This is a genomic window from Vibrio sp. sp1 (assembly GCF_016920955.1).
GTDB lineage: Bacteria > Pseudomonadota > Gammaproteobacteria > Enterobacterales > Vibrionaceae > Vibrio > Vibrio alginolyticus.
Map to the genome: position 1 here is coordinate 1,331,159 of NZ_CP060589.1, position 15,292 is coordinate 1,346,450.

Sequence of the window (15,292 nt, forward strand, 5' to 3'; positions counted from 1 at the left end):
TTGTTGTGTGTTACTCCGGTAGAATCTGTTCCAGCTGCCACAAACTGGTCAGCTCCTCACGCTGGCGAACTAAGTGGCTTTGTTTACCGTCCACCATCACTTCTGCCGCTCGGGTACGAGTATTGTAGTTCGAAGACATCACAAAACCATAGGCACCTGCTGAACGAACCGCGAGTAGATCACCTTCTTGCAAAACGAGTGCGCGATCTTTACCCAAGAAGTCGCCGGTTTCACAAATAGGACCAACCAAGTCGTAAGTCTGAGCTTCACCCTTTCGCGGTGAAACTGGCACAATATCTTGCCATGCTTGGTATAGCGCAGGACGCATCAAGTCGTTCATTGCAGCGTCGATAATCGCAAAGTTTTTATGCTCAGTATGTTTTAAAAACTCAACACGCGTTAGCAAGATACCTGCGTTCGCAGCAATTGCACGGCCTGGCTCAAAGATCAGCTCCAAGTCTTGGTGATTTTCAAGACGGCCTAGTAACGCTTTGGCGTAATCAGAAGGCTGAGGTGGTAATTCATCACGATAGACCACACCCAAACCGCCACCGACATCAAGATGGCGAATGTTAATGCCTTGCGCTTTTAAATCATCAATCAGAGCTAATAAACGGTCTGTCGCGTCGATAAATGGGTCTATATTGGTCAGCTGAGAACCAATGTGGCAGTCGATACCTTGCACATTCAAGTTAGGCAGGCTTTGCGCGAATTTATAAACATCTGGCGCACGATCAAACGCAATGCCGAATTTATTGTCGCGAAGACCAGTCGAAATGTAAGGGTGTGTTTTCGCGTCGACATCTGGATTGATACGAAGAGAAATTGGCGCAATCACACCAAGCTCACCCGCAACCTTGTTCAAACGTTCTAGCTCTGGCTCAGATTCAACGTTGAAACATTTGATACCTAGCTCAAGAGCGCGCTTCATCTCTGCCGATGTTTTACCAACACCAGAGAAAACGACTTTTTTCGGATCACCGCCTGCGGCAATCACACGCTCAAGTTCACCACCCGACACGATGTCAAAACCCGATCCCAAACGCGCTAGCGTGTTCAATACGCCTAAGTTTGAGTTGGCTTTCACCGCGTAGCAAACCAGGTGAGGATGCTGACCCACAGCACTATCAAACGCCTTCCAATGGCGCTCTAGCGTGGCTCGAGAATATACGTAAAGAGGAGTGCCATATTGCTCTGCAAGAGCTTGAAGTGGGACGTCTTCGGCCCAAAGCTGGCCATCATCCTGATAGTTGAAGTAATCCAAAATTCGCTTCCCTTATTTTATTCGACTGCTGAACCCTAATTTCACCCTAAGGTGCGGTTATTTATTGTGATTGCTCATTCTGTTGAGTGTCATCTGGAATGTATAGTGAGCCAGACTGACCACACCCCGCTAAGGTCGCGGCAACCATCACAAACAACACAGTAACTAATTTTTTCATTTCGCATATCGTGATTATTGAATCAATGCCCCCTATAATCGCACCACACTCAGGAAAAGCAATAGGATAGACGGATGAACGATACTGAATTTCATCAACTGGTGGATGCGCAGATGCAAATCATCGAAGAATCCATCGATGATTCAGGCGCAGACATTGATTACGAAGTCACTGGCAACGTAATGACATTGGAATTTGAAGACCGCAGCCAAATCATCATTAATCGCCAAGAGCCGATGCATGAGATCTGGCTAGCGTCCAAATCTGGTGGTTTCCACTTCAAACTTATTGAAGGTAAATGGACCTGCTCAAAAACGGGTATGGAGCTATTTGAAATGGTGAAGCAAGAATGTGAAAAGCACGCGGGCGAAGCCATTGATTGGGCATAATTCTGGTCAATCGTCACCAAAACAAAAAGAGCACCGAAGTGCTCTTTTTGTTTATTGATACGGGTTTAATTACGCGTTCACAGTTTTGGTCGGGCGACTCGGTGAACAACCGTCATTACGGTAAGGAATGATATACGCATTCCCCTCTTCAGGGTGAATAATTTGATAGTACTGAGGCAGGTTAAAGTTAATAAACTTAGACGCGACGCGACTATCGTCTTTTACCGACGTGTAGAAGCTGTTTACAGACGAAATCATTTCATCTTTAGAGCCGCTAAATTGGTGATACACTTCCACTTGATTTGACTCATCCAACACATAAATATTGAAGCCATCTTCGTTATCTTCAAAGAAGAACTGCACCAGACCTTCACTGGCAAACCCATCCACCGCTTCCGGCATTTGATATTCTTGCTCACGATCGAGCATTAACAGCGGCGAGCCTTTGAGTTTGTTAGTAGAAATGCTGCGGTAGAAATCGATGGAATTTTCTAGCTTCTGCACCGACACACCACGACGTTCAAAGAACAACCCATAAGTCTGGTTACCAAGACGCATCGCTTTAAAGCGGCGGCGTTTCTCTTGCTCTACTGGTTTCAAGCGTAAGTCGATACATTCAGCTAAAAGCTGGTAAACCATATTACGCATCACACCACGCATGTTCTTCGCATAGCAGAACACATCCACTGATTCTGGTGGCAACGCATCTTGGTGCATTTTGCCCAAAATGGTTTTCAGTGCATCCAGCATCGCCGTTTCCCCTTTGAAATGCAGCGTACGCACTTCATGCCAAGAGTTACGGTAAACAAGGTCAACACTGCCGACTAAATTTTTATGTTCTGGACCAAAGCTAAAAATATCGGTGTTCTTAACATCCACTTTCAGCGAACGACCAGAAAGTTCAGACGTCGGATCATTTTCGAAGTTGATGAACATCGCAAGCTGGCTTATTTCACAAGGACTCGCTAGCGCCTGCATAGATGGACGACGCTTACGCAACGCAAAAGTATTTCGTAAGTCACTCACCATTTGGTAAAACTTATCAATATCTAGCTGCGCTTCACGTACCACGGCATGTAAACGAGTCGATTCAGTGATCAAGCCATTGAAGAATGCCCAAGCAACCAACTTACTCAAGTATTCATGATGCTCTAGATATGGTTGCCCCAAAATGCGGTGCGCAATAAGCGGTTGTTTATAGAGGTACCAACCAGACTTGTTTACCCCCCCTTTTTTCACTTCGATAAAGCTCAAGTCAGGCTCGTGCAGATCAGGTGAAATCTGTGGGTTTAGTAACGTTACTTTGCCCGGCAATACTTCAAAAGCAGCGTAGAGTTTACGGGCCAAAATACTGATGTCTTGCGGACTGATAGCAGAAGTGATGTCGTTACGACGCGCAAATTGAATCAAGTTACGGTAGCTTTGCATCAACGCATCCAGCAATGCATGATGTACCACCTTTACTTGTTCAACCTTCCAATTACGGCGGTCATCGAGCTCTGCAACGACACTGGCATCCCAATTCCATTTTGCAATCATATCGCTCAGTGCTTCACGACGCCAAGCTACTGAGCCAATATTCGGCTCACGAGATAGTTTTTCATGGGTTTTGAGATAGAAACAGCGACGCACCAAATCCAAACGTGTATCGTCTTGAATTCGCTCTAAGTAACGGGTTACTTTTTCCAACATTAAGTAGTACGCATCCATGCCATAGAGGTCAGGCTCATGGGCAAAGAAACGACGCTTAGTGTCGATACTTAACAATTGAGTATGCGGGTATTCCCACGAGTAAGCTTCTAGCAAGATGGCTTTTAATACCGATTTGTAGGGAGAGTCGATGCTTTTGTATAACTGCCACAAGTTCGAGCCGAAGTATTCTTCAGCAGGAATGCAGTTCAATTTACCAAAGTCGATCCATTCACTACAGTCGATGTAACCATCACTGCACAGTTGAGAAACGTACTCGTCGTAACACTCTTCCATTTCTGGCGGCACGATTTGCCATAACAAACGCTGTCCGGCAATACGCACCGCACTACGATAGAATTCATCTAGCAAAAGTAAGTGCTGAGATGAACCACAGTTATCACCTGTCATCTCCTCAGAATGATTGCTTCTAAAGCGCTCTTTATCCATTAAGAAAAAGTTCGCTTCCACGCCTTTGCTTTGTGCCCAATCCGTGATGAGTAAGCATTTATTGGTCAATAACTCGCGTTCGTCACAATCCATCTCTGGTGAGATACACACCCAAATATCCAAATCACTGGAAGTACTTTGACCAATCGAGGAGGTACTGCCCATGGTGTACAAACCCAATATAGCGGGCTTTTCTACCGTCTTGAGCGGCTGACCAATGGCAAGTTGAATATCATCTATGAATTGTTGCTGAATGCTATTTAGTTCAAGCCCATGCACACCAAAAGGGACATCGGCATCATAATAGCCAGGAATTACAGGATGGTTGTAGTTCAACAAGGCAGGAATCAAATGGAAGACTTGCTGGCTTTGCGAATCCATAAGCGCCAGCGCGCGATCAACTCGCTGCTGATTCAAATTATCTAGTCGCTGGATGATTTTTTGGGTGTAAGCCTGCAAGGGGAATTCCTTGGTTGAACAATCACGAAAATCTGCTGACGTTTTAAACCAAAATGGTTTAAAAACGTGATCAATTTAACACTTTTATTGGTGCGGGTAAAGCTTCACGCCCGCGTATCACTCTGGATACAAAACCATACTTTAGTCACAAAATTAATCGCGCGGTAGTGTCGCTCTTATTACCTATTACTAATAATAGTCCTTAGTCTAATTGAGAATCCAGTCACACTATTTTCATAACGTCATGTAATTCCATTCATAGCCTTCAGAGATAACGAACTAACAGTAAGCATTTCTTGATGAGAATGGTAGGATAAACCCAAATCCAAACAGCATTGAGAAGATCATGACACAATCCACACCGATTCGCATTGCAACTCGAAAAAGCCCTCTTGCTTTATGGCAAGCTTACTTTGTTAAAGACGCCCTTCAAGCCGCTCACCCTGGCTTGGAAGTCGAGTTAGTAACCATGGTGACCAAAGGTGACGTGATTTTAGATACACCACTAGCAAAAGTTGGCGGCAAAGGCTTGTTCGTAAAAGAGCTTGAAGTCGCGATGCTAGAAGGACGCGCAGACCTCGCCGTTCACTCAATGAAAGACGTACCCGTCGATTTCCCAGAAGGCCTTGGCCTCGTGACCATTTGTGAGCGTGAAGATCCTCGTGATGCCTTCGTCTCTAATACCTATAGCCACATTGATGAGCTCCCTCAAGGTGCCGTGGTTGGTACTTGCAGTTTGCGCCGTCAATGCCAACTGAAAGAATATCGTCCGGACATCATCATCAAAGAGCTTCGCGGTAATGTGGGCACTCGCCTTGGTAAGTTAGATGCGGGTGAGTATGATGCAATCATTCTTGCTGCGGCTGGCCTCAAACGATTGAAGCTTGAAGAACGCATTCGTAGCTTTATCGAACCAGAGCAATCACTACCAGCGGTAGGCCAAGGTGCTGTCGGTATTGAGTGCCGCCTTGACGATGAAAGACTGCTTAAGCTGCTTGAGCCACTTAACCACCAAGACACCGTAGACCGCGTTTTGTGTGAGCGCGCAATGAACCTTACGCTAGAAGGCGGCTGTCAGGTACCTATCGGCAGCTATGCCCTGCTAGACGGCGACAACATTTGGCTACGCGCATTAGTTGGCGAACCAGATGGCAGCGAAATTGTGCGTGGTGAAATTCGTGGCCATCGTAAAGATGGCGAAGCATTAGGAGTGCAGCTAGCCAATGAGCTGCTAGATAACGGCGCTCGTGAAATCCTAACTAAGCTGTACGCAGATCACGAATAACCATGGCAGTGTTGGTCACTCGGCCGGGAGAGCAAGGCAACGCGCTTTGCTCTCTGCTCGAAAGGCACGGCATTTCCGCATATCACCATCCTCTGATCGACATTGTCGCCGATCTCACGGACACGCACCTCTCTAAACATCTACATCAAGCTCAAATTGTTATCGCTGTTAGTCGACATGCAGTGCAATGTGCACAGCAAATCTTAGCCAGCAACGGGATGTCATGGCCGAAACAAGCTATTTACCTTGCCGTTGGTCAAAAAACAGCACACTATTTAAGCAAATGTACCCAACAGAAAGTACACTATCCCCAAGTCAGTGATAGTGAACACTTATTGCGACTGCCAGAGCTCAACAATGTGGCACAACAACAAGTTCTTATCCTTCGTGGTAACGGCGGAAGAGAGCTGATCAAAGATGCATTGGTGAGGCGTGGCGCAAAAGTTCACTATAGTGAGACTTACAAGAGAGAATTCATCCCATTCGATCCAGTAAGCTGTATCTCACTATGGAAAAACCTACAAATTAACCAGATTATTGTCACCAGTGGTGAACAACTGGATTATTTGTGCAGCCAATTGACGTCGGAGCAATTGACTTGGCTTAATCAACAAGAGTTGTATATCCCCAGTCAGCGTATCGCTGACATCGCAATTCAAAGGGGGTTCACTCGCGTGAGATGCACGGGAAGCGCATCCAACCAAGAATTACTGGCGGCTCTCCAGCCCTAGCTACACAGGATATAGGCATGACAAGTAAAAATAACGACCAAAAAAATAACGATAAAAACCTTTCCGAAGAAACCTCATCGGCACCGCTAGTCGAAAAAACCACATCGCAGCAGGATGCGGACCTTAAAAAAGAGCAACCACAAGCGGCCGAGCCCCCAAAAACAGCAGAGCCAACCAAAGTCGAGTTTGAAGAAAAACAAGGTAAACGCGGTGTCAAACTAGGCACGGTCGCTATCATCTTATCGATTATTTTTGGCGGTGGCCTCGCGTACAAGCTGCATCAACAGCAAGCCGATTACCAAGCGCAGATCGCCCAACTAAAAAGTCAGCTAGAAAGCACTCAAGCTTCCATGAAGCAAGAGCTCAGCCGGGTACAAGAAGAAACCATCGAGAAAGCAACAACCGTGACACACAAAGCGGAAGTGGTACTTGGACAGCAACAGAAGAGCATTGAAAGCTTACAGCTCGCCGTTGCCGATGTGAAAGGTCGTCGACCAAACGACTGGCTATTGGCGGAAGCCGATTACCTCGTCAAATTAGCCGGCCGTAAATTGTTCTTAGAGCACGATGTAGAAAGCGCGACTCAACTGATGGAAAGTGCAGACCAACGCATTGCAGCGCTGAATGACCCTAGTCTCGTCAAACTACGTAAAGCAATGGCAAACGATATCACCAAACTTCGCACTATCCCGCTAATTGACCGTGATGGATTGGTACTACGCTTAACTGCCCTGCAACAGCAAGTAGACAAGCTCCCTCTCGCCAATGCACTGCTACCTGAAGCTGAAGCCGTAGAAAACACTGAAGTGTCTGAAGATATCGCAAACTGGCAAGATAACTTAATGACCTCTTTGAAGGACTTTTCAGAAAACTTCATTACCTTCCGCACGCGCGATGGTAACGTCATTCCACTGCTTTCTCCTGAGCAACACTTTTACCTGAAAGAAAACATCAAAGCCAAATTGGAAACGGCAATAAAAGCGGTGTACCAAGAACAAGGTGAAATTTACACCACATCTCTAAAAACAGCCGACAAATGGGCATTAGCTTTCTTCAACCAAGACGATAATTCCGTTAAAGAGTTCAACAAAACGGTTAACCTGCTAAGTCAGCAAAATATTCAAGTGGAATACCCAACAAAACTGCAAAGTCAGTCTCAACTATCAGATGTCATCCGTGAACGCCTACGTCGTGAAGTCACAACGATGACAGGCATGGAGGATAAGTAATGTTTCGTCTTATTTTCCTATTTGTTGTACTAGGCGCAGGACTATTTGTTGGCACCCAGTTTTCTGGTCAGCAAGGCTATGTACTCATCTCCATTGCCGAGAAAACGATCGAGATGAGCGTAACGACATTAGTGGTTTTCGTTATCGCAGCACTCGCAGGTCTTTTTCTGCTTGAGTACCTGATTAAGAAGTTAGTTTATGCTAGTTCTACAACATGGAACTACTTCAGTGTTCGCAAAATGCGCCATTCCCGCCGATACACCAATGAAGGCATTATTAAACTTCTAGAAGGTGACTGGAAAGGTGCTGAGAAAAAAGTAACTCGCTGGGCAAATCATCACGATATGCCGCTGCTTTGCTACTTAGTTGCCTCTGAAGCCGCACAAGGTCAAGGTGATAAAGCAAAACGAGATCACTATCTAGAGCTAGCGAGCCAACAAGAGAATGCCCATCTCGCAGTAGAGCTGACTCGAGCGAAACAATTTATCCGCGACAACGAGTTCGAGTCCGCTTTCGATACCTTGCAATCGTTAAAAAGTCAGTATGCGAGTAACTCTATTGTATTGAACTTGCTGAAAACAACGTACATGCAGCTAAAGTTGTGGCAACCTCTTATTGACCTCTTGCCACAACTAACCAAAGCAAAACTCATCTCGGACGAAGAACATGCAGAGCTGATTCAAAAGGCGCAGTGCGGCTTACTCCATGAAGTAGCGCAGCAACAGGGTAGCGAAGGGCTAATCTCCCATTGGAATAGCCTCTCACGTAAAGTGAAACAAGACACACACCTCGTTGCCTGTTTTGCTCGAGAACTCATCACACGAAAAGCTGATGCAGAAGCCTTTACCGTGCTAAAAGAAGCATTAAAAAAACAACCAGCCCCAGAGCTTTATCAACTACTGCCAGATCTAAATCTGCCAGATACCCACCCTGTCGTGGTCTTCTTAGAGGGAGTAGTGAAGAAAGAACCGGATAACGCCGCTGCCCATAGCGCATTAGCGCACTTCTATTTCCGTCAAGAGAAGTGGCAAGAAGCCCAGGATCACTTTGAGATCGCCTTAAAGCTTCGCTCTGACGTCTCTGACTATGCATTCCTAGCAGACACACTAGAGAAGCAAAATCTAACCAAAGCTGCTCACGAAGTCTCTCGTAAAGCTCTCACGCTCGTACAGAATGACTAACTTAAGATGACCTAACCAAGCCGACAGCTTACCTGTCGGCTTTTTTATTGCCTGCTATTAACCCTTCAGTCCTTAGTCATCAATATGTTTATCCAATTCATTGGCTCCCAAGTAGTTCTCAACTTCCTAGCAACTCACTATCGTTTCACTTTCCTCTTCTCTTTGACTACTCTGATCCTGTCATTCCAGCAGAATCCAAAACAATTTTAAAAAATGCAGGAATACGTAACTTTAGCCTGTTGATGTATGGTTTTAAGACGTAGCTAGATTTAGGCAATAGAGCACACGCGTCGCTAGACTGAGTAAAACAAAAAGATACATCAGTGAAACAGTGGCTATTTGAGTATGCTTATTTGTTCGGTCTATCCGGTAAAAGGGGCTAGAGAAGCAATGGTAGTGCTTTAAGAGAACGATAAGGCAATAGATGGTTCAACACCTTAACAAAGCATCTCCAACAACCTTATCGGGACAGCATGCAGTGATGAGGATGAACAGCTTTAGAGGCAACTGCACTTCTTAGCAAAAATCAAAACGTCACAACCAATACCAATACCGATACCGATACCGATACCGATACCGATACCGATGTTACTTAGTCCAAAAGTAGATCGCATATGGAATTGATTTTTGGCAAGCACAGATAGAGTAATAAAGATGTGCGGAAATGAAAAAAGCCTCGCTATTTCTAGCGAGGCTTCTTATTAGTGGCGGAGAGATAGGGATTTGAACCCTAGATACGCTATTAACGTATGCCGGTTTTCAAGACCGGTGCTTTCAACCACTCAGCCATCTCTCCACAAATTGTCATCAACAGATTAGTACACTGATGATGTTGTTACTTGTCTATGCAAATAACGATATTTAAAGCCTGGCGATGTCCTACTCTCACATGGGGAAGCCCCACACTACCATCGGCGCTATTTCGTTTCACTTCTGAGTTCGGCATGGAAATCAGGTGGGTCCAAAACGCTATGGTCGCCAAGCAAATTCTTTAATTCGGAAAGCTGTTTTTTTAATTCTCGTTCTTACACATTCAATGTTCTTTCATTGAGTCCATCAAAACCCCTTGGGTGTTGTATGGTTAAGCCTCACGGGCAATTAGTACAGGTTAGCTCAACGCCTCACAACGCTTACACACCCTGCCTATCAACGTCGTAGTCTACGACAACCCTTTAGGATACTTAAAGTATCAGGGAGAACTCATCTCAAGGCTCGCTTCCCGCTTAGATGCTTTCAGCGGTTATCGATCCCGAACTTAGCTACCGGGCAATGCGTCTGGCGACACAACCCGAACACCAGAGGTTCGTCCACTCCGGTCCTCTCGTACTAGGAGCAGCCCCTTTCAATTCTCCAACGCCCACGGCAGATAGGGACCGAACTGTCTCACGACGTTCTAAACCCAGCTCGCGTACCACTTTAAATGGCGAACAGCCATACCCTTGGGACCGACTTCAGCCCCAGGATGTGATGAGCCGACATCGAGGTGCCAAACACCGCCGTCGATATGAACTCTTGGGCGGTATCAGCCTGTTATCCCCGGAGTACCTTTTATCCGTTGAGCGATGGCCCTTCCATTCAGAACCACCGGATCACTATGACCTGCTTTCGCACCTGCTCGAATTGTCATTCTCGCAGTCAAGCGGGCTTATGCCATTGCACTAACCTCACGATGTCCAACCGTGATTAGCCCACCTTCGTGCTCCTCCGTTACGCTTTGGGAGGAGACCGCCCCAGTCAAACTACCCACCAGGCACTGTCCGCAACCCCGATAAGGGGTCGACGTTAGAACATCAACACTACAAGGGTGGTATTTCAAGGACGGCTCCACGCAATCTAGCGACTGCGTTTCAAAGCCTCCCACCTATCCTACACATGTAGGGTCAATGTTCAGTGCCAAGCTGTAGTAAAGGTTCACGGGGTCTTTCCGTCTAGCCGCGGGTACACTGCATCTTCACAGCGATTTCAATTTCACTGAGTCTCGGGTGGAGACAGCGTGGCCATCATTACGCCATTCGTGCAGGTCGGAACTTACCCGACAAGGAATTTCGCTACCTTAGGACCGTTATAGTTACGGCCGCCGTTTACCGGGGCTTCGATCAAGAGCTTCGACCGAAGTCTAACCCCATCAATTAACCTTCCGGCACCGGGCAGGCGTCACACCGTATACGTCATCTTGCGATTTTGCACAGTGCTGTGTTTTTAATAAACAGTTGCAGCCACCTGGTATCTGCGACTCTCAATAGCTCCATCCGCGAGGGACTTCACCGTCGAGAGCGTACCTTCTCCCGAAGTTACGGTACCATTTTGCCTAGTTCCTTCACCCGAGTTCTCTCAAGCGCCTTGGTATTCTCTACCCGACCACCTGTGTCGGTTTGGGGTACGATTCCTTACAATCTGAAGCTTAGAGGCTTTTCCTGGAAGCATGGCATCAATGACTTCACATCCGTAGATGCTCGACGTCGTGTCTCAGCCTTAAGAGAAACCGGATTTACCTAATTTCTCAGCCTACGCACTTGAACCTGGACAACCGTCGCCAGGCCCACCTAGCCTTCTCCGTCCCCCCATCGCAATTGTAAGAAGTACGGGAATATTAACCCGTTTCCCATCGACTACGCCTTTCGGCCTCGCCTTAGGGGTCGACTTACCCTGCCCCGATTAACGTTGGACAGGAACCCTTGGTCTTCCGGCGAGGAGGTTTTTCACCCCCTTTATCGTTACTCATGTCAGCATTCGCACTTCTGATACGTCCAGCATGCGTTACCACACACCTTCAACCGCTTACAGAACGCTCCCCTACCCAATATACAAAAGTATATTGCCGCAGCTTCGGTTTACTACTTAGCCCCGTTACATCTTCCGCGCAGGCCGACTCGACCAGTGAGCTATTACGCTTTCTTTAAATGATGGCTGCTTCTAAGCCAACATCCTGGCTGTCTGAGCCTTCCCACATCGTTTCCCACTTAGTAGTAATTTGGGACCTTAGCTGGCGGTCTGGGTTGTTTCCCTCTCCACGACGGACGTTAGCACCCGCCGTGTGTCTCCCGGATAGTACTTACTGGTATTCGGAGTTTGCAAAGGGTTGGTAAGTCGGGATGACCCCCTAGCCTTAACAGTGCTCTACCCCCAGTAGTATTCGTCCGAGGCGCTACCTAAATAGCTTTCGGGGAGAACCAGCTATCTCCAGGTTTGATTGGCCTTTCACCCCTAGCCACAAGTCATCCGCTAATTTTTCAACATTAGTCGGTTCGGTCCTCCAGTTGATGTTACTCAACCTTCAACCTGCCCATGGCTAGATCACCTGGTTTCGGGTCTATATCCAGAGACTGAACGCCCAGTTAAGACTCGGTTTCCCTACGGCTCCCCTAGATGGTTAACCTTGCCACTGAATATAAGTCGCTGACCCATTATACAAAAGGTACGCAGTCACAGGACAAAGCCTGCTCCTACTGCTTGTACGTACACGGTTTCAGGTTCTATTTCACTCCCCTCACAGGGGTTCTTTTCGCCTTTCCCTCACGGTACTGGTTCACTATCGGTCAGTCAGTAGTATTTAGCCTTGGAGGATGGTCCCCCCATATTCAGACAGGATATCACGTGTCCCGCCCTACTCGATTTCACTGAACACACGTCGTCAACTACGGGACTATCACCCTGTATCGTCGGCCTTTCCAGGCTGTTCGTCTAACGCGTGTAAAGCTTAAGGGCTAGTCCAATTTCGCTCGCCGCTACTTTCGGAATCTCGGTTGATTTCTTTTCCTCGGGGTACTTAGATGTTTCAGTTCCCCCGGTTCGCTCTGTTGAGCTATGTATTCACTCAACAGTAATACCTTATGGTATTGGGTTTCCCCATTCGGAAATCCCAGACTCAAATGGTTTTTACTACCTAATCTGGGCTTATCGCAAGTTAATACGTCCTTCATCGCCTCTGACTGCCAAGGCATCCACCGTGTACGCTTAGTCACTTAACCATACAACCCGAAGGAGTTTCGAGTTGATGTTCAAATCACCAAAGTTGTCTCTCATTATTTGAATGAGCGAGAGACATATCGATTTTGCCGGACTCATCTCTTTACCTTCATTTTTAGAAAAAATGAAAACAAAAAGCCAAGAACACTTGAATGTGTTTTTTGGTGTTTGTCTTAAAGACAAACATTGAGAACTTTACAAACAACAATAAATTGTTGTTTTGTCAGCTTTCCAAATTGTTAAAGAGCTAGATTTTCTGATGAAAACCATTTTTAAATATTCTTTTTTAAGAACACTTAAAGATGGTGGAGCTATGCGGGATCGAACCGCAGACCTCCTGCGTGCAAGGCAGGCGCTCTCCCAGCTGAGCTATAGCCCCATCAAGGTGTCGATACTGTCGCCAATTCCTTGGGAAAGAAATTGGTGGGTCTGAGTGGACTCGAACCACCGACCTCTCGCTTATCAGGCGAACGCTCTAACCACCTGAGCTACAGACCCAGTATCGTCTCTTTACTTTATAAACCGTATCAATCTGTGTGAACACTCATCGCAATAATCATCGTATAAGGAGGTGATCCAGCGCCAGGTTCCCCTAGCGCTACCTTGTTACGACTTCACCCCAGTCATGAACCACAAAGTGGTAAGCGTCCCCCCGAAGGTTAAACTACCTACTTCTTTTGCAGCCCACTCCCATGGTGTGACGGGCGGTGTGTACAAGGCCCGGGAACGTATTCACCGTGGCATTCTGATCCACGATTACTAGCGATTCCGACTTCATGGAGTCGAGTTGCAGACTCCAATCCGGACTACGACGCACTTTTTGGGATTCGCTCACTTTCGCAAGTTGGCCGCCCTCTGTATGCGCCATTGTAGCACGTGTGTAGCCCTACTCGTAAGGGCCATGATGACTTGACGTCGTCCCCACCTTCCTCCGGTTTATCACCGGCAGTCTCCCTGGAGTTCCCGACATTACTCGCTGGCAAACAAGGATAAGGGTTGCGCTCGTTGCGGGACTTAACCCAACATTTCACAACACGAGCTGACGACAGCCATGCAGCACCTGTCTCAGAGTTCCCGAAGGCACCAATCCATCTCTGGAAAGTTCTCTGGATGTCAAGAGTAGGTAAGGTTCTTCGCGTTGCATCGAATTAAACCACATGCTCCACCGCTTGTGCGGGCCCCCGTCAATTCATTTGAGTTTTAATCTTGCGACCGTACTCCCCAGGCGGTCTACTTAACGCGTTAGCTCCGAAAGCCACGGCTCAAGGCCACAACCTCCAAGTAGACATCGTTTACGGCGTGGACTACCAGGGTATCTAATCCTGTTTGCTCCCCACGCTTTCGCATCTGAGTGTCAGTATCTGTCCAGGGGGCCGCCTTCGCCACCGGTATTCCTTCAGATCTCTACGCATTTCACCGCTACACCTGAAATTCTACCCCCCTCTACAGTACTCTAGTCTGCCAGTTTCAAATGCTATTCCGAGGTTGAGCCCCGGGCTTTCACATCTGACTTAACAAACCACCTGCATGCGCTTTACGCCCAGTAATTCCGATTAACGCTCGCACCCTCCGTATTACCGCGGCTGCTGGCACGGAGTTAGCCGGTGCTTCTTCTGTCGCTAACGTCAAATGATAGTGCTATTAACACTACCACCTTCCTCACGACTGAAAGTGCTTTACAACCCGAAGGCCTTCTTCACACACGCGGCATGGCTGCATCAGGCTTGCGCCCATTGTGCAATATTCCCCACTGCTGCCTCCCGTAGGAGTCTGGACCGTGTCTCAGTTCCAGTGTGGCTGATCATCCTCTCAGACCAGCTAGGGATCGTCGCCTTGGTGAGCCCTTACCTCACCAACTAGCTAATCCCACCTAGGCATATCCTGACGCGAGAGGCCCGAAGGTCCCCCTCTTTGGCCCGTAGGCATCATGCGGTATTAGCCATCGTTTCCAATGGTTATCCCCCACATCAGGGCAATTTCCTAGGCATTACTCACCCGTCCGCCGCTCGACGCCGTTATCGTTCCCCGAAGGTTCAGATAACTCGTTTCCGCTCGACTTGCATGTGTTAGGCCTGCCGCCAGCGTTCAATCTGAGCCATGATCAAACTCTTCAATTTAAGATTTTGTTCGGCTCAATGAATACTGAACATTACATAACGTAATGTTTGAATTGACTGTGCTGAATCCGAAGATTCAATGGTCACTTCGTTTCATTGAAACCTAATTTGATACCGAGGTATCTAATTGGATTATCATCAACGAGTGCCCACACAGATTGATAGGTCTATATTGTTAAAGAGCTTGCTTTGCGAGAAGTTTTTCTCTCAAAGCGGAGGTGCATTCTAACGAGATAATTGAGAGTGTCAAACACTTTTTTTCAATTTTATTTTTCGTAGAAGCTTTCACCTCTCCGACCCTGCTGAAGCCTTATCGCGTCTGCCGTGTCGGTGGATGCGCATTATAGGGAACTC

Annotated in this window: 7 protein-coding genes, 3 tRNA genes, 3 rRNA genes and 1 pseudogene; 5 read left to right on the forward strand and 9 right to left on the reverse strand. The window is 47.1% G+C overall.

What is annotated here, in order from left to right; all coding sequences use genetic code 11:
• Positions 1-10: 10 nt before the first annotated feature.
• Both lysA and H9L11_RS06285 read right to left on the reverse strand, forming a co-directional pair.
• On the reverse strand, positions 11-1,264 hold the full coding sequence (gene lysA / locus H9L11_RS06280) for a diaminopimelate decarboxylase (RefSeq protein ID WP_033907276.1): 1,254 nt from the start codon (positions 1,262-1,264) through the stop codon (positions 11-13).
• Positions 1,265-1,325: 61 nt separating this feature from the next.
• Positions 1,326-1,537, reverse strand: a pseudogene (locus H9L11_RS06285) (lipoprotein).
• On the opposite strand from H9L11_RS06285, the gene cyaY reads away from it, so the two are divergent.
• Entirely contained in the window at positions 1,517-1,831 is a 315-nt protein-coding gene (gene cyaY / locus H9L11_RS06290; RefSeq protein WP_005383391.1) for an iron donor protein CyaY, read from the forward strand. The pseudogene H9L11_RS06285 and the gene cyaY overlap by 21 nt on opposite strands.
• A 69-nt stretch (positions 1,832-1,900) precedes the next feature.
• On the opposite strand, the gene H9L11_RS06295 is transcribed toward cyaY, so the two are convergent.
• The gene (locus H9L11_RS06295; RefSeq protein WP_005378748.1) at positions 1,901-4,429 is read right to left on the reverse strand and encodes a class I adenylate cyclase; all 2,529 of its coding nucleotides are present in this window, start codon (positions 4,427-4,429) and stop codon (positions 1,901-1,903) included.
• Positions 4,430-4,775: 346 nt separating this feature from the next.
• On the opposite strand from H9L11_RS06295, the gene hemC reads away from it, so the two are divergent.
• From hemC to H9L11_RS06315, 4 genes are read left to right on the forward strand one after another with little or no spacing between them, the layout of a single operon-like run.
• Positions 4,776-5,714, forward strand: a complete 939-nt coding sequence (hemC, locus tag H9L11_RS06300) for a hydroxymethylbilane synthase (protein WP_033907277.1) — start codon at positions 4,776-4,778, stop codon at positions 5,712-5,714.
• Between the two features lie 2 nt (positions 5,715-5,716).
• Positions 5,717-6,445 (forward strand): uroporphyrinogen-III synthase, encoded by a 729-nt coding sequence (locus tag H9L11_RS06305; protein WP_005383386.1) that lies wholly within the window; start codon positions 5,717-5,719, stop codon positions 6,443-6,445.
• Positions 6,446-6,462: 17 nt separating this feature from the next.
• Positions 6,463-7,674, forward strand: a complete 1,212-nt coding sequence (locus H9L11_RS06310; RefSeq protein WP_005378751.1) for a uroporphyrinogen-III C-methyltransferase — start codon at positions 6,463-6,465, stop codon at positions 7,672-7,674.
• Entirely contained in the window at positions 7,674-8,855 is a 1,182-nt protein-coding gene (locus H9L11_RS06315; RefSeq protein WP_005383375.1) for a heme biosynthesis HemY N-terminal domain-containing protein, read from the forward strand. The genes H9L11_RS06310 and H9L11_RS06315 overlap by 1 nt, the downstream gene beginning before the upstream one ends.
• 705 nt (positions 8,856-9,560) lie before the next feature.
• Here H9L11_RS06315 and H9L11_RS06320 read toward each other — a convergent pair.
• The 6 genes from H9L11_RS06320 to H9L11_RS06345 all read right to left on the reverse strand — a co-directional run bounded on the left by H9L11_RS06320 (position 9,561) and on the right by H9L11_RS06345 (position 14,938).
• Positions 9,561-9,651, reverse strand: a tRNA-Ser gene (locus tag H9L11_RS06320).
• Between the two features lie 70 nt (positions 9,652-9,721).
• A 5S ribosomal RNA gene (gene rrf, locus H9L11_RS06325) occupies positions 9,722-9,838 on the reverse strand.
• 94 nt (positions 9,839-9,932) lie between these two features.
• A 23S ribosomal RNA gene (locus H9L11_RS06330) occupies positions 9,933-12,823 on the reverse strand.
• 301 nt (positions 12,824-13,124) lie between these two features.
• Positions 13,125-13,200: transfer RNA gene (locus H9L11_RS06335), tRNA-Ala, on the reverse strand.
• A 42-nt stretch (positions 13,201-13,242) separates the two neighbouring features.
• Positions 13,243-13,319, reverse strand: a tRNA-Ile gene (locus H9L11_RS06340).
• A 66-nt stretch (positions 13,320-13,385) separates the two neighbouring features.
• Positions 13,386-14,938: ribosomal RNA gene (locus H9L11_RS06345) — 16S ribosomal RNA — on the reverse strand.
• The 16S, 23S and 5S rRNA genes sit together here with 3 tRNA genes alongside, the layout of an rRNA operon.
• Positions 14,939-15,292 lie beyond the last annotated feature (354 nt).

Coding starts and splice junctions, on each gene's coding strand:
- cyaY (WP_005383391.1), top strand. CDS start 1,517: ATGAACGATACTGAATTTCATCAACTGGTGGATGCGCAGATGCAAATC.
- hemC (WP_033907277.1), top strand. CDS start 4,776: ATGACACAATCCACACCGATTCGCATTGCAACTCGAAAAAGCCCTCTT.
- H9L11_RS06305 (WP_005383386.1), top strand. CDS start 5,717: ATGGCAGTGTTGGTCACTCGGCCGGGAGAGCAAGGCAACGCGCTTTGC.
- H9L11_RS06310 (WP_005378751.1), top strand. CDS start 6,463: ATGACAAGTAAAAATAACGACCAAAAAAATAACGATAAAAACCTTTCC.
- H9L11_RS06315 (WP_005383375.1), top strand. CDS start 7,674: ATGTTTCGTCTTATTTTCCTATTTGTTGTACTAGGCGCAGGACTATTT.